Annotated in this window: 19 protein-coding genes and 1 riboswitch; of the genes, 13 read left to right on the top strand and 6 right to left on the bottom strand. The window is 69.9% G+C overall.

The window, feature by feature from the left end; genetic code table 11:
* Entirely contained in the window at positions 1-528 is a 528-nt protein-coding gene (locus tag EPN29_13020) for a PspC domain-containing protein (protein ID TAN31571.1), read from the top strand.
* Here EPN29_13020 and EPN29_13015 read toward each other — a convergent pair.
* Entirely contained in the window at positions 525-977 is a 453-nt protein-coding gene (locus tag EPN29_13015; protein TAN31570.1) for a hypothetical protein, read from the bottom strand. The genes EPN29_13020 and EPN29_13015 overlap by 4 nt on opposite strands.
* 189 nt (positions 978-1,166) lie before the next feature.
* Here EPN29_13015 and EPN29_13010 point away from each other — a divergent pair, with 189 nt between their 5' ends.
* The 3 genes from EPN29_13010 (at position 1,167) to EPN29_13000 (ending at position 2,714) form a co-directional block, all read left to right on the top strand.
* Positions 1,167-1,505, top strand: a complete 339-nt coding sequence (locus EPN29_13010) for a transcriptional regulator (protein ID TAN31569.1) — start codon at positions 1,167-1,169, stop codon at positions 1,503-1,505.
* A gap of 64 nt (positions 1,506-1,569) precedes the next feature.
* Positions 1,570-2,154 carry a diguanylate cyclase gene (locus EPN29_13005; GenBank protein TAN31568.1) on the top strand — a complete coding sequence of 195 codons (585 nt, stop codon included), beginning with the start codon at positions 1,570-1,572 and terminating at the stop codon, positions 2,152-2,154.
* Positions 2,151-2,714, top strand: coding sequence for a histidine phosphatase family protein (locus tag EPN29_13000; protein TAN31615.1), 564 nt, complete (start codon positions 2,151-2,153; stop codon positions 2,712-2,714). Before EPN29_13005 ends, EPN29_13000 begins: the two co-directional genes overlap by 4 nt.
* Before the next feature lie 22 nt (positions 2,715-2,736).
* Here EPN29_13000 and EPN29_12995 read toward each other — a convergent pair whose 3' ends face one another.
* The gene (locus EPN29_12995) at positions 2,737-3,087 is read right to left on the bottom strand and encodes a cupin domain-containing protein (GenBank protein ID TAN31567.1); all 351 of its coding nucleotides are present in this window, start codon (positions 3,085-3,087) and stop codon (positions 2,737-2,739) included.
* Between EPN29_12995 and EPN29_12990 the strand changes: the two genes are divergently transcribed.
* The 4 genes from EPN29_12990 to EPN29_12975 all read left to right on the top strand — a co-directional run bounded on the left by EPN29_12990 (position 3,036) and on the right by EPN29_12975 (position 7,475).
* Positions 3,036-3,803, top strand: a complete 768-nt coding sequence (locus EPN29_12990) for a 2-phosphosulfolactate phosphatase (GenBank protein TAN31566.1) — start codon at positions 3,036-3,038, stop codon at positions 3,801-3,803. The genes EPN29_12995 and EPN29_12990 overlap by 52 nt on opposite strands.
* A gap of 16 nt (positions 3,804-3,819) precedes the next feature.
* A riboswitch (cobalamin riboswitch) is annotated at positions 3,820-3,948 on the top strand.
* Positions 3,947-5,380: a hypothetical protein gene (locus EPN29_12985; GenBank protein TAN31614.1), complete on the top strand. Its 1,434-nt coding sequence runs from the start codon at positions 3,947-3,949 to the stop codon at positions 5,378-5,380. (Overlaps the previous riboswitch by 2 nt.)
* Complete coding sequence (locus tag EPN29_12980; GenBank protein TAN31565.1) at positions 5,041-6,717, top strand: energy-coupling factor ABC transporter ATP-binding protein; 1,677 nt, start codon at positions 5,041-5,043, stop codon at positions 6,715-6,717. The genes EPN29_12985 and EPN29_12980 overlap by 340 nt, the downstream gene beginning before the upstream one ends.
* Entirely contained in the window at positions 6,714-7,475 is a 762-nt protein-coding gene (locus EPN29_12975; GenBank protein TAN31564.1) for an ECF transporter S component, read from the top strand. The genes EPN29_12980 and EPN29_12975 overlap by 4 nt, the downstream gene beginning before the upstream one ends.
* A 52-nt stretch (positions 7,476-7,527) precedes the next feature.
* Here the strand turns inward: EPN29_12975 and EPN29_12970 are convergent, their stop codons facing one another.
* Both EPN29_12970 and EPN29_12965 read right to left on the bottom strand, forming a co-directional pair.
* Positions 7,528-8,904, bottom strand: a complete 1,377-nt coding sequence (locus EPN29_12970) for an NAD(P)/FAD-dependent oxidoreductase (GenBank protein TAN31563.1) — start codon at positions 8,902-8,904, stop codon at positions 7,528-7,530.
* Entirely contained in the window at positions 8,879-9,901 is a 1,023-nt protein-coding gene (locus EPN29_12965; GenBank protein ID TAN31562.1) for an ATP-binding cassette domain-containing protein, read from the bottom strand. Before EPN29_12965 ends, EPN29_12970 begins: the two co-directional genes overlap by 26 nt.
* Between EPN29_12965 and EPN29_12960 the strand changes: the two genes are divergently transcribed.
* The 3 genes from EPN29_12960 to EPN29_12950 are packed head-to-tail and all read left to right on the top strand — an operon-like array spanning position 9,886 to position 12,245.
* A complete protein-coding gene (locus EPN29_12960) occupies positions 9,886-10,563 on the top strand; it encodes an ABC transporter permease (GenBank protein TAN31561.1) in 678 nt (225 codons plus the stop codon). The genes EPN29_12965 and EPN29_12960 overlap by 16 nt on opposite strands.
* Positions 10,560-11,261 carry an ABC transporter permease gene (locus tag EPN29_12955; protein TAN31560.1) on the top strand — a complete coding sequence of 234 codons (702 nt, stop codon included), beginning with the start codon at positions 10,560-10,562 and terminating at the stop codon, positions 11,259-11,261. Before EPN29_12960 ends, EPN29_12955 begins: the two co-directional genes overlap by 4 nt.
* 57 nt (positions 11,262-11,318) lie before the next feature.
* Positions 11,319-12,245: an ABC transporter substrate-binding protein gene (locus EPN29_12950; GenBank protein ID TAN31559.1), complete on the top strand. Its 927-nt coding sequence runs from the start codon at positions 11,319-11,321 to the stop codon at positions 12,243-12,245.
* Positions 12,246-12,308: 63 nt separating this feature from the next.
* On the opposite strand, the gene EPN29_12945 is transcribed toward EPN29_12950, so the two are convergent.
* Positions 12,309-13,115, bottom strand: a complete 807-nt coding sequence (locus EPN29_12945) for a lipoate--protein ligase family protein (GenBank protein TAN31558.1) — start codon at positions 13,113-13,115, stop codon at positions 12,309-12,311.
* Between EPN29_12945 and EPN29_12940 the strand changes: the two genes are divergently transcribed.
* A complete protein-coding gene (locus tag EPN29_12940; protein TAN31557.1) occupies positions 12,909-14,264 on the top strand; it encodes an MFS transporter in 1,356 nt (451 codons plus the stop codon). The two genes, EPN29_12945 and EPN29_12940, sit on opposite strands and share 207 nt — an antisense overlap.
* 48 nt (positions 14,265-14,312) lie before the next feature.
* Here the strand turns inward: EPN29_12940 and EPN29_12935 are convergent, their stop codons facing one another.
* Positions 14,313-14,825 (bottom strand): GNAT family N-acetyltransferase, encoded by a 513-nt coding sequence (locus tag EPN29_12935; GenBank protein ID TAN31556.1) that lies wholly within the window; start codon positions 14,823-14,825, stop codon positions 14,313-14,315.
* Positions 14,826-15,058: 233 nt separating this feature from the next.
* Between EPN29_12935 and EPN29_12930 the strand changes: the two genes are divergently transcribed.
* On the top strand, positions 15,059-15,982 hold the full coding sequence (locus EPN29_12930) for an inosose dehydratase (protein TAN31555.1): 924 nt from the start codon (positions 15,059-15,061) through the stop codon (positions 15,980-15,982).
* The last annotated feature ends 1 nt before the right edge of the window (position 15,983 follow it).

The following is a 15,983-nucleotide window of genomic DNA, read 5'->3' as shown; positions in this document are numbered from 1 at the left end:
ATGCAACCAGCGACCGGCCAAAGGTTCTACCGCGGCTCGGACCGCATGCTCGGGGGCGTTTGCTCGGGCCTGGCCGAGGGTTTCCACGTCGATCCGCTGTGGGTGCGCCTGGCTTTCGTCCTGCTCGCCTTCCTGCAGGGCATCGGTGTCGTCGTCTATCTCGCCCTGTGGCTGGTGATGCCCGAGCGCCAGGTGACAGGCGGGTCCAGCCTCGACTCCATGTCCGCCGATCTGAGGCGCGCCTGGGCGGATGTGAGAGGCCTTTTCGCGCGGCCGAGGCCCGCCCCGCCTCCACCGCCGGCGTCGCCTGAGGCCCCTGCGACCCAGGCGGTCCCGGAGACGCCGCCGGCGGCGACCACGGTGGTGACGGCCTCGGCTTCCGTGCTGCTGGGCCTCATCCTCGTCGGCTTCGGCCTGGTGTTCCTGGCCAACAACATCGGGCTGGTCAACTGGTCAGTCCTGTGGCCCGCAGGCCTGATCGCCCTCGGCATCCTTCTCCTGGTGCGCGCTCTCGCGCGGAAGCCCTAAGGCTCCCTGCGGCTCTTCGACCTCCTGAGGTCGAGCGTCCAGTCCCGCGCCGGCGAACGCAGGAATCGCGCACACAGATACGCGCTGCCCGCGATCATCGGCAAGAGAGCGATCAAGCCGAGCCCGGCCCACTGGATGCCCCCACTGACCGCCAGGCCGCTCAGCAGGACCGCGGCAAGAGCCAGGCCGCCGGCGCCGAAGAGCAGGTCCTTCGCGGATGCGATCCGGGTTGCCGGCCGTGCGTCGATCCGCGTCGCCGGCCGATCCACCGGCGGCACCGGGCGCATGTTGGCGAACAGGCCGTAGAAGACCAGGCATATCCCGGCCAGGCCGCCCAGGAGCGTGATCACCTCGGCGACGAGGCCTTCGCGTGTGTCGGCGACGCGTGTCGCGGCGACGAACGCGACGGCCACCAACGCGATGCCGACGATCAGTGACAGCCAGCGCACGCTACGCGAAGAGGCCCACAGCCGGAGTCTACGCCCAGGCCGCGATTCCAACGCGCACCTCCGCCTGCGCGCTCACGCTGACCACTCCAGGCGGGCGACGACATGAGGAAGTTTCGCCGCCGGAAAATTTCAGCGAATCCACGGCGCGGTGCTTTCGGAGACCTCCGATAGCGCATAGAATCTCTCCCCATGGTCGGTGGGGGCCTCGACTACAGCGCGCCCTTTCAGCGCGCCATCGAGCTGATCGGGAAGCGTTGGACGGGGGCGGTCGTGAAGGGGCTCATCCCCGCACCCGCTCGCTTCAACCAGCTGCTGGCCGGCATTCCCGGCATCAGCGACCGCGTCCTCACCGAGCGCTTGCGTGAGCTCGAGACTGAAGGCATCGTCGAGCGCCTCGTCGATCCAGGACCACCGGTGCGCGTGAGCTATCGACTGACGTCGCGCGGCCGCGCCCTCGAGCCCGTGCTGTCCGCGGTCGCGGCATGGGCGGACAGCTGGTTGACATCTCCCGCCGCCGCGGTGGGCTGACGGCGCGATCACCCGGGGGCGGCTGATTTCAGGCCTCAAGCACTCGGCTGATAGGCTTAACCGAATGCCGATTGGCGACTTCCTCCGCCGCCGGCCGGAGGCCCAGACATGCCAGGCTTGCGGATCGCTGCTGCCCCATGGCGCCGTCTTCTGCCCGTCATGTGGCGTGAAGGCCGATGACCCGCAAGCCGAGCCTCTCCACATCGTCGACCGAGCCACCGGCCTGTTCAACGAGCGGTTCGTCCGCCCGGTGCTCGAGGACGAGCTGGCGCGCGCGCACCGCTACCAGCGCAACCTGGGCGTGCTGCTGATCGAGGCCAACGGCGCGGGCACAGCGGACGAGACGCTCAAGACCATGGCCGCCGCCCTGGCGGGCACGGTGCGTGACGTCGACACCCCCGGTGTCGTCGGCCGCACCCCGCCGCAGCTTCTGGCGATTCTTCCGGACACCGATGTGGCGGGCACCGCCCATGCCGCCAACCGCGTCCTCTCGGCCGTCAACGAGGCGCTCAAGCAGCAGGGCGGCCAGGCCGCGGTGGGCCTGGTGTGCGTGCGTCCCGGGCAGCGTGTGCGCGCGGGCGCCGTGATCGAGAGCGCCGGCCGCTCTCTGCGTTCGGGCCGGCCCGAGATGATGGGCAAGCCCGCCTGACGCTCGAGCTCTACCTCGCGCGCCACGGGGAGACCGAGTGGAGTCTCAACGGCCGCCACACCGGGAGCACCGACCTACCGCTGACGCCTCGCGGTGAGGAAAAGGCCGCGGCGCTGCGCCCTCGACTCGCCGGCATCCATTTCGACGTCGTGTACTCGAGCCCCCTGCGGCGCGCCGCGCGCACGGCCGACCTGGCGGGTTTCCCCAATCCACGCCTGAGCTCCTTTCTGCGCGAGGTCGACTACGGCGACTACGAAGGCCTGACCTCCAAGACGATCCATGAGTCGCGCCCTGACTGGGAGCTGTACAAGGACGGCTGTCCGGGCGGTGAGACGCCGGCGCAGATCTACGCCCGAGCGCAGCAGTTCATCGCCCTGGCGGCGGGCACCACCGGCCGGGTGCTCGCGTTCGCCCACGGCCACATCCTTCGTGCGGTCGCGGTCGCGTGGTTGCGCATCGACATCTCGGCCGCCGCCAAGCTGCAGCTCGATGTCGCGACGTTGAGCGTGCTTCGCGACGATGGCCGCAACCGCGTCCTGGCGCTCTGGAACGCCCCATAGGCGGCGCGATGCCTCGACCCTGTCAGTGCTTGCGCCGCAAGGTCCACGTGCGGCTTCGCACGCCGGGAAGGCCCGCGAATACGAGGTAGGCCGACGTATCGACGTCGGCGCGGTACGTGTGGCGCTCGCCCGGGTTGATCAGAAGCATCTCCCCGGCGCCGACCTGGCCCGAATTCATGCCATCGTCGAAATTGAGCCGTCCCTCGGTGACGATCAGCGCGACGGGGATGGCGTTCCGGTGCTCAGGTACGTTCTGTCCCGGCTCCAGCCGCAAGCCGACGACGCGCATCGAGCCGCAGTCGGCGATCTGCTCGAAGCCGAATGGACGGTGCGGCGGGCCCGGGGCTGGTGCTGGCACTCTCGCCGATATCATGCCCTGGCCGCAGGCCCCACCATCTTCATGTGGACATCATCCACGCGACCGGCGTCGAAGGGGCTCGGCAGGGACGTGGGGTCGTGGTCGTCATCGACGTCCTGCGGTCCTTCACGGTCAGCGCATACGCACTTGCCGGCGGCGCCAAAGAGTGCTTGCTCGTGCCCACCGTGGCGGAGGCCCGTACCCTGGCGGCGCGCACGCCGGGAGCCGTGCTCTCAGCTGAGGAGGAGGCCTTGCCGGTGAAGGGGATCGCCATCAGCAACTCACCGACCCAGATCCACGCCGCCGCCCTCGAGGGCCGCGTGCTGATTCAGCGCTCCAGCGCCGGCGTGCCGGTCATCGCCTCAGTTCCGCCCGGGCTCGACATGTTCGCGGCCAGCCTGGTGGTGGCTCGCGCGACGGTTGCCGCCTGCATCGCGCTGAGCCCATCGGTGTTGACGCTGGTCGCCTCCGCCGATCACCCGGAGGACCATGCATGCGCCCGCTACATGGAGGCGATCATCCGCCGGCAACAGCCCGACATCGATCGACTTCTCCAACCCCTGCGCGAAAGCGCCCGCTATGCACGGGCGATCAGCGGCGCGTGGCCGGGCTTTCCTCCCACCGACCTGGACCTCGCCCTCGTTCCGGACCGCTTCGACTTTGCCATGCCCGTCGTCCATGACGGCGGCTGCCTGCGGCTGACCAAAGGCGCATCCGGCCTGAACGGCTAAGATTCGGTACGGCATCAAGGGAATCCGGTGCGAAACCGGAGCTGTCGCGCAACTGTGAGCGGGGAGCCTACGTCCGACAACGCCACTGAGTGGAGAGGTACTCGGGAAGGCGGACGGGGGCGGTGATCCGTGAGCCAGGAGACCTGAACGCCCATCTCGCGACCCGTCCGCGCGCAACGGCACGGAAGCTCCTGGCGGTCGGCTTTCAGCGGCGCGTACGGAAAAGGCTGACCGCCTGGAGGAAACACCGTGCGCAACCATCTGATTGGGGCCAGCGCGACACTGGTCCTTGCCCTGGGCGCCGTCACCGCCTGCGGCAGCTCGTCATCGACGGCTTCGGCGACCCCGACGAGCTCGTGCATCAACGCGAGCGCGCCCCACCACGCGTACGTCGTGGTCGAGCACCTTTCCGGCACGACGCTGCAAAAGTGCGTGGGCTTCAGCGGCGACACCATCGACGGCCAGGCCCTGATGGACCAGTCGGGGGTCGCCTACCAGGCCCAGGTCTTCAGCTTCGGCAAGGCCGTCTGCCAGATCGACAGCGAGCCGGCGCAGTACAGCCAGTGCTTCCCGCAGAACCAGCCCTACTGGGCGCTGTTCATCGAGACGGCGGGTGCTTGGGCCGGCGCCCAAACCGGATACACGCAGGTCAACCTGCACGACAAGGAAGCGCTCGGCTGGCATTACGTCCAGCAGTCCGCTCAGTCGCCGGCGCCCCCGCCGCTGGCCAAGGAGAGCTGAGCCGCACCGTGAACGCAAGGGCGGTGGCGGCCTGGTCGGCCGCAAGCCTCTTCATCGTCCTGGTGACCACGAACCCGGCCTACAAAGTGATGGTGCTGGCGGCGGCGCTCGCAGCGCTGGCCGCCGGCGCCGGACTGCCGCGGATGCGCGGTTTGCTCGTGGGCGTGACCCTGATCGCGGCGTTCGCCACGCTGCTGAATTTCGTCTCGGCGCATCTCGGCGCCACGGTCCTGTTCACGCTTCCTACCCAGATCCCAGGCGTCGGCGGGCCTTACACGCTCGAGGCGCTGGCATATGGGATGTCGGGGGGCATCACCATCGCCGCCGCCATCGCGGCCGCCGCCCCGTTCTCGCTGATGCTCGCCTCCTACGAGGTCATGGACGCGTTACCGGCCGCGCTGTCGCGCACCGGTGCCGCCATCGCCGCCTCCCTCAACCTCGTCCCTGCGGTGGCGGCGTCTTTCGTGCAGGTCAGCGAGGCGCAACGCTTGCGCGGATGGCGGCCGCGCGGCCCTCGTTCGTGGGCCGAGGTCGTCGTCCCTGTGGTGCTCACCAGCGTCGAGGGATCGATCCAGCTGGCCGAGTCGATGGAGGCTCGAGGTTTTGGCTCCGGGCCGCGGACCGCGGTCAAATCGACGCGCCTGCGGAGATCCGACTGGGTCCTGGTCGCCGCCTCGGCTTTTGCGCTCGCCATCTTCGTGCTCGCCCGCGCCGCCGGCTGGGCCGCCGACTGGTTTGCATACCCGACGCTCGCATTCCCGGCGATCGACATCCGGCCGCTGGCGGCCTGCCTGCTTCTCTTCACTCCGGTGCTGGTGTGGCGGTCGCGCGCTTAAGCCGCCTGTCGTACTGGTACCCGGCCGCGGCAGGTGCGGCGCTGCGCGAGGTGAGCCTGGCGCTCGAAGGCGGGTTGACGGTGGTGGCCGGGTCATCCGGCGGCGGCAAGTCGACATTGCTCCGCGTTCTCAACGGCCTCGTCCCACACTTCCACGGCGGTCGCATCGCGGGCACAGCCGAGGTCGCGGGCATGAACATCATCGAAACCCCCACCCGCCGGCTGGCGCGCACCGTGGGCTTCGTGTTCCAGGATCCGGAGCTGCAGACCGTGTACGACGCCGTCGACCGTGAGGTCGCGTTCGGGCTCGAAAACATCGGGATGCCGCCCCGCGAGATGGCCGGGCGCGTCGACGAAGCTCTGCATGCGGCGGGTGTGTCGCACCTGGCGGGGCGCAGCGTCAGGACCCTCAGCGGCGGTGAACGCCAGCGCGTGGCCCTGGCCTCGGCCCTGGCCATGAGGCCTCAGCTGGTGGTGCTCGACGAGCCCACTTCTCAGCTGGACCCCGACGGCGCGGCGATGGTGCTCGAGGCCGCCACCAGCCTGGCCGGGCGCGGCTGCGCGGTCGTCATCTCGGAGCACCGGCTCGAGCCGCTGCTGAGGGTTGCGTCCGCGCTCATCCGGGTCGAAGAGGGCCGGGCCGAGCCGGCGGATCCCGCGTCGTGGACCCTGCCTGCCGCGCCGGTCGCGCCTGGACGGCGCACCGGCCGCCGAGCCGAGGCCTGGTCGCTCGCCGGTGTCAGCGCCGGGTTCGCCGGGCATGTGGTCCTGGACGGCGTCAACCTGGCCGGAGCCGCGGGCGAGGTGGTGGCGCTCAGCGGGCCGAACGGCGGCGGCAAGACGACCCTGCTGCGGTTGATCGCCGGCGCTTTGCCGCCGCTGGCCGGACGGGTCGAACGGCGGCCTGGCCGCATCGCCTACCTGCCGCAGAACCCGACCGCGCTGCTCCACCGCCCGACGGTGCGCGCCGAGGTCAGGCTCACGCTCCGACGGGCTGAAGAGTCCGAGGTCCCCGAGGCGGTTCTTCAGGAGCTCGGCCTGCTGGCGGTCGCCGACCGCTACCCTCGCGACCTCTCGTGCGGGGAGCGCCAGCGGGCGGCACTCGCCGCCGTGCTGCCGGGGCGGCCCGACCTGGTCCTGCTGGACGAGCCAACGCGCGGGATGGATGCCGCCGCCCGCGCCGCGCTGGTCCGGCTCGTGGCCCGGCTGCGCGACGCGGGGTCAGCTGTCGTGCTGGCGACTCACGACGCCCATCTGCGGACCGCGCTGGCCGATCGCGTGGTCACCGTCGCCGGCGGCGGGATCACGGAGATGACGCCGGGGGCGGTGAGGGCGTGAGGCGCGAGCTCCCGGTGGGCCTGGTGTCGCTCGTGGGCCTGGCCCTCTTCTGCTGGCCGTTTTTCGGCAGCGGGCTGCCGGCCGGCACGCCGGCCTGGACTCTGAGCCTGGCCTGCGTCGCGGGCCTGTTCCTGGTGGAGGCCGGGACGCGTCAGCTGGATTCGCGCGCCGTGGCCCTGCTGGCCGCGATCGCGGCCATCGACACGGCGCTGCGGCTGGCGGTGATCGAGGGCATCGGCGGCTTCAGCCCGATCTATTTCCTGGTGCTGTGCGCCGGCTTCGTCTTCGGCACCTCGTTCGGCTTCCTGGCCGGAGCGCTGTCGATCCTGGTCTCGGCGCTCGCGGGCGGCGGCATGGGGCCGTGGGTGCCGTACCAGGTGTTCGCGGTCGGCTGGGTCGGGGTTGCGGCCGGGCTGGGCGGACGCTGGGCGCGCCCTCACCACCGCACGCCGGGCTGGCGTGAGGTCGTCGTCCTGGCGGCGGTCGGCGCGATCATGGGCTGGGTCGTCGGGGCTCTGCTCGACATCACCGACTGGATCCCGGTCTACCGCGGCAATCCAAGCCTGGGCTGGCTGCCGGGGATGGCGCCGGCGACGGCGTGGCTTCACTTCGGCCGCTTCTACGTGCTCACGTCCCTCGCGTACGACACGTTTCGCGCCGCCGGCAACGTGGCCATGGTGCTGGCGCTGGGAGCGCCGGTGCTGGCCGCCCTGATGCGCCTGCGGGCCCGCCTGACCTTCGAGGTCGTGCCCTCCTGAAGCTCAGAGGGTTGCGCGGCGGGGTTTGAAAGGCCGGCCGGAAGGCCGCCGATCAGCGTGTCGCGGATGCGGCGAGTTCGGCGAGGCTCGCTCCGAGGACCCGGTTGAAGGCGGGAAACGGGTGGATGACGTCGGCCAGCGCCGCCAGCGGCGTGCCCTGCTTGATCGCGAGCACCAGCTCGCCCACGATCTCTCCCGCCCGCGGCGTGACCAGGGTGGCGCCGACGAGCACCCCGCGCTTGCGGTCGGCCACCAGCTTCAGGCTGCCCCCGTGGAAGTCGTGGATGTAGCCTCGCGCCGTCTCGGCCGGATCGGTCGTGGCCGTCAGGACGTCGATGCCCCGCTCGCGAGCCGCCGTCTCCGACAGGCCGACCGACGCCACCTCGGGATCGGTGTAGGTCACGCGCGGCACGGCTTTGTGGTCGGCCTTCGCGTTCTCGCCGCGCAACCGGCGCGCCACGATCTGGCCGTGGTAGTACGCGAGGTGGGTGAAGCCGCCGAGGCCGGTGATGTCGCCGGCGCCGAACACACCCGCGTGAGCCTCCAGCGTGGCCGGGTCCACCTTCAGCCAGCCGCGATCGGTGCGCGGGAGGCCGGCGCCATGCCACGCCTCGAAGTTGGCACGGCGACCGGTGGCCACCAGCAGCCGTTGGGCGGAGACGATCGCGCCTGAATTCAGGTGGACCACCACCCCCGAATCGCTCTTTTCGACCCCCACGCAGGCATCGCCGACGGTCAGCGCCATGCCGTCCGCCTCCAGGTGAGGACGCAGAGCCGCTCCGGCTTCCGGCTCTTCGAGGCCCAGGAACGCCGGCGCGGCCTCGATGACGGTGACCTTGGAACCGAAGCGCGCGAACGCCTGGCCGAGCTCGATGCCGACGGCGCCACCGCCGAGGACCGCGAGCGAGCTCGGCAGCTCGCGTGGGACAGCTGCCTGGCGGCTGGTCCAGTAATCGACCGTGTCCAGGCCGTGAATCGGGGGGATCGATGCGGTGCCGCCGTTGGCGATCACGATCGCGCGGCGCGCGACGATCTGATCGCCGCCGACCTCGACCGTGCGCAGGTCCACGAGCTTGCCTTCGCCACGAAAAAGCCTGGCTCCTGTTGCTTCCAGGGCGGCGGCAGGACGGGTGTCGTCGAGGTCGCGAGCCATCCAGGACACGCGCTTGGCGATCTTGGGGAAGTCGAGGTCCCATTCCACGCGCGAAGCGGCGAGGTTGCGAGCGCGACCCGCCTCGGTGAGCGTTTCGCCAGAGCGCAGCAGCGTCTTGGAAGGCACGCAGCCCCAGTAGGGGCACTCGCCTCCGACCAGTTCGCGCTCGATGACCGCGAGCGTGAGGCCGCTGCCCTGAAGCCCGCCCGCGATCGCCTCGCCGGCGACCCCACCGCCCAGGCACACGACGTCAAACTCCTGTGGCAACCGATTCACCTTCCTCTGCGCTCGCGCGCCGCAACGAGGCCAACAGCGATGTGGCCGTGAAGGTCCCCACGTAGCGTTCGCCGTCGAAAACGGCCGCGTGCTCGGTCGGGCTCGTCAGGGCTGCGGCGAACGCCTCGGTGAGGGTGCTGGTCAGCGGCACGCGCGGCTCGCCGTCCACCGGGCCGGCCGCCGGGTGGCCCAGCGTCTGCGGGTCGATCAGCACCACCGACATCCGGCGTACCAGCAGTTCACGACCGAGGAACTCGGCGACGTACTCGCTCGCCGGCCGGGTCAGCACCGCTTCAGGCGTGTCGTACTGGGCGATCTGAGCCTGCATCCTGAGCAGGCAGATGCGATCTCCCAGCAGCATCGCCTCGTCGATGTCGTGCGTGACGAACACCACCGTCTTGCGCATCGAGCGCTGGATGCTGATGAACTCGTGCTGCAGGCGCTCGCGCGTGATGCGGTCCACGGCGCCGAAGGGCTCGTCCATGAGCAGGATCGGCGGGTCCGCGCCCAATGCCCGGGCGAAACCCACGCGCTGCCGTTGGCCTCCTGACAGCTGATGCGGATATCGGTCACGGTACACGGCCGGGTCGAGCCCGACCAGCTGGAGGAGCTCCTCGATGCGGGCCTTGATCCGCGGCTTGTCCCACTCCCACAGACGCGGCACGGTGCCGACGTTGTCGCCCACCGTCATATGCGGGAAGAGCCCGGTGTGCTGGATGACGTAGCCCATCTTGAGGCGCAGCTGGGCCGGGTCCACCCCCTGGACGTCCTCCCCGTCGATCAGGATCCGGCCTCGGTCGGGATCGATGAGCCGGTTGATCATCCGCAGCGTCGTCGTCTTGCCGCAGCCCGAGGGGCCGATCAGGACGCACGTCTGGCCGCCGGGGATGTCCAGGGTCAGGTCACGTACCGCGTTGGAGCCCCCGGCGAACCCCTTGCTCACGTTCTCCAGGCGGATCACGGCTCGTTTACCGTAATCGAATGCCGATGGGGCCATTCCTGGAGGTCGTCGACCCCTGGATCAACTGGGACTGGCTCGGGACGCACGTCCCGCTGTTCCTGGATGCGCTCCAGCAGCACATCGCTCTCACGCTGGTCGCGGTCGCCGGCGGGCTTGCGATCTCGCTTCCGCTCGGTATCGCCGCCCACCGATGGCGTGCGCTGAGAAACCCGGTGCTGACCGTGTTCGGCATCTTTTACACGATTCCCTCGATCGCGCTGTTCGCCCTGCTCGTCCCCTACACCGGGCTCACCGCGGTCACCGCCGAGATCGGCCTGGTCGGCTACACCGTGCTGATCCTGGTGCGCAACGTGGTCGTCGGCCTGGAGGCCGTCCCGCCGGAGGTCCTCGACGCGGCCGACGGTATGGGCTACCGCCCGCTGGCGCGGCTGATCCGGATCGAGCTGCCTCTCGCGCTGCCCGCGGTCATGGCCGGAATCCGGATCGCCACCGTGACCACGATCGGGCTGGTGACGATCACCGCCGTGATCGGGCTTGGCGGCCTCGGACAGCTCATCCTCCGAGGCCTGATCGAAAACTTCCACACCCCGCTCGTGGTGGCCACGGTGCTCTCGATCGTCCTGGCGCTGGTGGCCGACCTCACGCTGGCCGGCGCCCAGCGGCTGGTCGTGCCTTGGTCGCGCGGAGTCGAGCGATGACAGTGCTGGAGGCGGTCGCCCGGTGGCTCGCCGATCCCGCCCACTGGGCCGGCTCCGACGGCATCCCGCGCCGGCTGAGCGAGCACGTGCAGCTATCGGCCGAGTCGGTGGTCATCGGCGCCTTGATCGCCCTGCCGATCGGCGTCGCCCTCGGCCATTACGGCCGGTTCGGCAACCTGGCGATGAACGTCTCCAACGTCGGCCGGGCGGTGCCCTCCTTCGGCGTGCTTGTGATCGCCTTCCAGGCTTTCGGGTTGGGCGATCTGCCGATCGTCCTGGCGCTCACCGCGCTCGCTGTTCCGCCGATGCTCACCAACAGCTACGTCGCCCTGCGCGAGGTGGATCCCGACATCAAGGAGGCGGCGCGTGCGATGGGTTACCGCGAGCTCGCCCAGGTCATGCGGGTGGAGTTACCGCTGGCGATCCCTCTGATCATGGCCGGGATTCGAACTTCAGCCGTCCAGGTGGTGGCCACGGCCACGCTGGCGGCGATCATCGCCGGCGGCGGCTTCGGGCGCTACATCATCGACGGGCTCGCCCAGCAGGACTACACCAAGCTGTTCGCCGGTGCGGTCTTGGTGGGCCTGCTGGCTCTCGGCACCGAGGGCTCGCTGTCGGCGTTGGAGCGCCTCTTGGTGCCAAGGGGCATTCGACTCCTCAAGGCACCCGAGCGTGCCACCACGTTCAAAACGGCCTAACTTGGAAGCATCGGGCCGCGGCGGCGGTTGGATCGACGAGCCGCTGTGTGCAAGGAGATGAATTTGATGAACCGGAAACCAGGTCTTGGGCGGTTGCTCGCCGCCGCCGCTCTGATCGTGACCGCGGCCGCCGCCTGTGGCGGCAGCAGCGCCCCGAGCAACATTGCCAAAGGGACGGTCAACGTCGCCGGCTTCAACTTCCCGGAGAGCAGCGTCCTGGCCGAGCTCTACGGTCAGGCGCTGGCGCATGACGGCTATACGGTCAACTACAAGCTCCTGTTGGGCACGCGTGAGGTCCTCGCCCCGGCGCTCAAGAACGGCCAGGTGGACCTGTACGCGGGCTATGTCGCCAGCGACCTCGAGTTCTACGACAACAAGGCCGGTGAGGCCACCGGCGATGCGACGGCGTCTACGGCCAAGCTCAACTCGCACCTCCAGTCTCTCGGCCTGGTCGCCCTCCAACCGTCGGGCGCCGTCGACCAGGACGCGTTTGCGGTGACCAAGGACACCGCCACCAAGTACCAGCTGACCAAGCTGTCCGACCTCGCCCCCGTCGGGAGCCAGCTGGTCCTCGGCGCCGGGCCTGAGTGCCCGACCCGGCCCTACTGCCTGCTCGGCCTGCAGAGCACCTATGGCATCCACTTCAAGGACTTCAAGGCTCTGGACACCGACGGCCCGGCGACGCGTGCGGCGTTCAAGAACGGCAGCATCCAGGTCGGCCTGGTCTTCAGCAGCGACGCGGACCTGACGTCCCTCGGCCTTGTCGTGCTCGCGGACGACAAGCATCTCGAGGCCGCCGACAACGTCATCCCCATCGTTCGCCAGAGCGTGGCCACCGACGAGGTGAAGAAGGTGCTCAACAACATCAGCGCCAAGCTGACGACCACGGACCTGGTGGCCATGAACGCGAAGGTCGAGCTCGAGCACCAGGACGCGGACGCCGTCGCCAAGGCCTACCTCCAGCAGCACAACTACTTCAGCTGAGCTCGGAGCGGAGGGAGCGAGAGGCCGCCTCTCCTCGGGGGGAGGCGCCCTAGTTGAGGCTCGCTAGGGCAGGCGGTTCACCCAGTCCGGCGTCGAGTACTTCGACGCCACCAGCCGGTCGGCCGCCGCCAGCTCCTCGGCCGATGCCTCGGCCTCGTGCGTATGGAACTCGCCGGCGAATCGCCGCTGGAGCCTTGCCCCCACCTGGGAGCATGACAGCGACGTGAACCAGGACAGCGGTGACACCGGCTTTTCGGCGCTTCGAATGCCGCGCTCCGCCATGCGTTCGCGACCGATCCTGATCAGCCGCGGCACGAGCTCGACCTCCATCGAGTGGGCGATGGTCGTGTGGTGGAGGATGAAGCCACGCCGGCGCGCCTGCGCCGCGCCCGCGATCTTCCCGCGCGGCGAGATGATGTCGTTGATCTCGCGATAGCTCGCGGGCACGCCGAGCTCGACGAAGCAGCGCACGGCCCAGTCGTCGAGCAGCGCGTAGGACTGGCGAAACGAGATGCCGGCCGCCACCGATTCCGGCAGGTAGAGCGAGTAGGTGATGGTCCGGCCCGGCTCGCAGAGCATCGTGCCGCCGCCGCTCATGCGCCGCGTGACCACGAATCCCAGGGCGCGGGCGGCGACCGCATCCACCTCGTTGATCACCGACTGATGCGAGCCGATGACCAGCGCAGGTTCGATCCACTCCCAAAGGCGCAGCGCCGGGCGCCGCTCACCGGCGATCACGCGCTCGAGCAGCACCTCGTCGAGGGCCATGTGCATGTGCGCGGGATGGGGCGACGAAGGGATCAGATCCCACTCCAGCTCGTGCATGCAGTCCACAGCCACGCCTCTGCCAGTATGTCGGCTGACGTGCATCGACGAACCCTGTGGACGCTTTACACCTGCAACCTGCTGACCGCGGTCGGCGTGTGGTTCTTCTTGCCCCTGCTACCGATTTTTCTCGGCCGCAGGGGGGGTTCGGCCGCGCTCGTCGGCGCGGTGTTCGCCGCCGGTCTTCTTGCCAACGCGGCGATGCGCTACCCGGCGGGCTGGGCGGCCGACCGCTTCGGCACGCGTCCGGTGATGGTGGTGTCGCTGGCCGCGTACGCGCTCCTCTTCCTCGCCTACCTGCTGCCGCTGCCCGTGCCGGCCTTCGTCGTCCTCCGCTTTCTCCACGGTGGGGCGGGCGGCGCGTTCTGGCCCGCCGCCAACGGTCTGCTGGCCGAGGTCACTCAGCCCGGCGAGCGGGGCCGCGCCTATGGCGTCATGCAGTCGACCAACACCGCGGGCATGCTCGTCGGGCCGGCAATCGGAGGGTTCATCGCCCTGTTCGACCTCGGAGTCGTGTTCGTGGTGGCCGCGCTCGCATGCGCTCTGGCGGCAGCCGCCATCGCGACCCTGCCCAACGCCCACGTGGCGTCCAGGCCGGAAGCGCCGCTACCGGCCAGGCGCATCGTCCGGTCGTTGCTCCCTCTGCTGCTTCTGGGCGCCGGGACGTCGTACATGATCGGGACGTTCGACACGATCTGGCCGCTTTACATGACCCACCGCGGCGGCACGACGCTCGCCGTGGGCATATCGTTCGCGGCTTTCGCGCTGCCCGCCACGCTCGTCAGCGCGCAGGCCGGAGCGCTCGGCGATCGGTTCGGAGCCCGCCGGCTGGTCGTCGTCGCCCTGATCGGGACGGCCTTCTTCGCGGCCCTCTACCCGTTCGTGACGTCCGTGCCGTGGCTGATCGGCCTGGGTGTGATCGAGGGCATGTTCACCATCTCGGGCGGGCCCAGCCTCATCGCCGAAGTCAGCCGGTCCGCCGAACCGGGCCACCAGGGCCGCACCCAGGGCGTCTACCAGACTGTGCAGACGGCCGTCCAGATCGCCGGCGCGCTCGCCGGCGGAGCGTTGTTCGCGGCCCACCCCACCTTGGCGTTCATCGCCGTCTCCGCCGTCTGCCTGGTGGCGGTGGGCATCACGCTGATGCCTCGAGCGGCGCCCACTCATCCCGCGACCGAGGCGGCCCGACCCTAGCCGCAGGCGGTCGAAGCGGCCGCCAAGCCGGTGCGGATCGTGCGTTGTCTAGTAGCGGACGTACTCCAGGCGCCGCCAGCCGTACGACACCTCCTCCACGGTCGCCGGGCCGATCGTGATCGGCTGCGAGCGCACGTATTCGCCGCCCAATCGTTCGTAGAAGAGCCTGGCCGGCCGGTTGTCGCGCAGCACCCAGACGATCATGTCCTCGAACCCCATCTCGCGCAGGCCTCCGACGACCGCACGCACGAGCTCCCGGCCGTGGCCGCGCCGCTGCGCCATGTCGAGGACGTAGATCGCATACAGTTCACCGCCAAAGCCGCTCTCGCCCGCCCGCTCGCGGCCGCCGGACGCGAACCCGACCACTCCGCCGTCTTCTTCCACCACGTACACGCGGTTCGAGCCTTCGCCGATGACGCGCCTCCACCTGTCGGCGTAGCCCGACTCGCTGAGCGAGGCGAGGAAGTCGTCGGGCAGCTGGCCGTCATACGTCGTGCGCCAGGTGGCGACGTGAACCCGCGCGATCGCGGCCGCGTCGGCGAGCGTGGCCGGTCGAGTCATCTGACTCCACAATCTATTCCTGGCAGCCTGAAAACCGCGGCGTCCCGATCGGCACCGATGGCACCGCTGGAATCGGAAGCCTTCTCAGGCCTTGACGTAGGCGATCACCGCTCGAGCCTCCGCGACCACCTGACCCCCCTCCCGCTCCCTGTGGAGCCCGGGGAGGGCTCGGACACGGTCGGGCTCACGTCTGGATTCAGGCACCGGCGGAGCAGAAGGTTAATCTCTGAGCGTTGATCGCTCAACGAATTCGTCCCCTTTCCGGCCTGAAGAGGTCCGGCGGACGCCCCGGTCATCGGCTCGCCCTGTCGCCCGCGTGCTGGGGCGTGAGCGAAGTGGCCGGCTGGGGTCACCAGCTCGATGCCGAGCGCGTGCTGTCCGAGGTGGCGGCGGTCGGCGACGGTGCGGTGACGGCCGGCCCGCCGGGGTTCCTCCCCGACAGGAGTGATCAGGCGAGGCCGCTGCTGAAGCGCCACCGCCTCCGCATGGTCGCCGGGCAGGTGCACGCGATCCTGCATCACCACGACATCCGCGGCCCGGAGCTGGCGCACATCGACGGCCACGCCCGCTGGCTCGCCGCGCTGGGAGCCGACACGCTGATCCTGTCGGCGATCCCGCACCGGAGTGTGGAAATCGAGCGTGGGGTCGTGCTGTCGAACGCCGAATGGGCCCATCTGCTGCATCTGATCGGGTCGGTGCAGCACGTGTGCGCCCGCCACCGGCTGCAGCTTGCCGTCCAGCCGAGGTTCGGAAGCATCATCCAGGGGCCGTCTGACATCGAGCGCCTGCTGGTCGGATCCGAGGCCGGGCTTTGCCTCGACGTCGGTCATCTGATCATGGCCGGCGCCGATCCGCTGGAGGTGCTGGAGCTGGCGGGCGGCCGCATCCGGCACGTCCACCTCAACGACATCGACCGTGACCTGGCGGCGCAGGTTCGCGACCACGGCCACGACTACGGCGAGGCGGTCGGCCAGTACCTTTACAGGCCGCTCGGCGAGGGCGATGCCGGCGTGGGCCGCATCGTCGAAGCGCTGCGCGGTCACGGGTACAAGGGCTGGTACACCCTGGAGCAGGAAACCAGGCTGGACTCCGCCGACGACCGCCCCCTCGGCCGCATCAGCCGCTCGCTGGAGTACCTGCTGCCGCTCCTGTCCTAGC

It is taken from the genome of bacterium (assembly GCA_004299235.1).
In the GTDB taxonomy this organism is placed as follows: Bacteria; Chloroflexota; Dormibacteria; order Dormibacterales; family Dormibacteraceae; genus SCQL01.
This window is presented reverse-complemented; position numbering and strand designations above follow the sequence as displayed.

What these genes read in the sequence shown, in the direction of transcription:
- EPN29_12955 (TAN31560.1), top strand. Translation starts at nt 10,560, where the DNA reads ATGACAGTGCTGGAGGCGGTCGCCCGGTGGCTCGCCGATCCCGCCCAC.
- EPN29_12960 (TAN31561.1), top strand. Translation starts at nt 9,886, where the DNA reads ATGCCGATGGGGCCATTCCTGGAGGTCGTCGACCCCTGGATCAACTGG.
- EPN29_12945 (TAN31558.1), bottom strand. Translation starts at nt 13,115, where the DNA reads ATGCACGTCAGCCGACATACTGGCAGAGGCGTGGCTGTGGACTGCATG.
- EPN29_12940 (TAN31557.1), top strand. Translation starts at nt 12,909, where the DNA reads ATGCGAGCCGATGACCAGCGCAGGTTCGATCCACTCCCAAAGGCGCAG.
- EPN29_12950 (TAN31559.1), top strand. Translation starts at nt 11,319, where the DNA reads ATGAATTTGATGAACCGGAAACCAGGTCTTGGGCGGTTGCTCGCCGCC.
- EPN29_12980 (TAN31565.1), top strand. Translation starts at nt 5,041, where the DNA reads ATGGCGGCCGCGCGGCCCTCGTTCGTGGGCCGAGGTCGTCGTCCCTGT.
- EPN29_12965 (TAN31562.1), bottom strand. Translation starts at nt 9,901, where the DNA reads ATGGCCCCATCGGCATTCGATTACGGTAAACGAGCCGTGATCCGCCTG.
- EPN29_12935 (TAN31556.1), bottom strand. Translation starts at nt 14,825, where the DNA reads ATGACTCGACCGGCCACGCTCGCCGACGCGGCCGCGATCGCGCGGGTT.
- EPN29_13010 (TAN31569.1), top strand. Translation starts at nt 1,167, where the DNA reads ATGGTCGGTGGGGGCCTCGACTACAGCGCGCCCTTTCAGCGCGCCATC.
- EPN29_13005 (TAN31568.1), top strand. Translation starts at nt 1,570, where the DNA reads ATGCCGATTGGCGACTTCCTCCGCCGCCGGCCGGAGGCCCAGACATGC.
- EPN29_13020 (TAN31571.1), top strand. Translation starts at nt 1, where the DNA reads ATGCAACCAGCGACCGGCCAAAGGTTCTACCGCGGCTCGGACCGCATG.
- EPN29_12995 (TAN31567.1), bottom strand. Translation starts at nt 3,087, where the DNA reads ATGATATCGGCGAGAGTGCCAGCACCAGCCCCGGGCCCGCCGCACCGT.
- EPN29_12990 (TAN31566.1), top strand. Translation starts at nt 3,036, where the DNA reads ATGGACGGTGCGGCGGGCCCGGGGCTGGTGCTGGCACTCTCGCCGATA.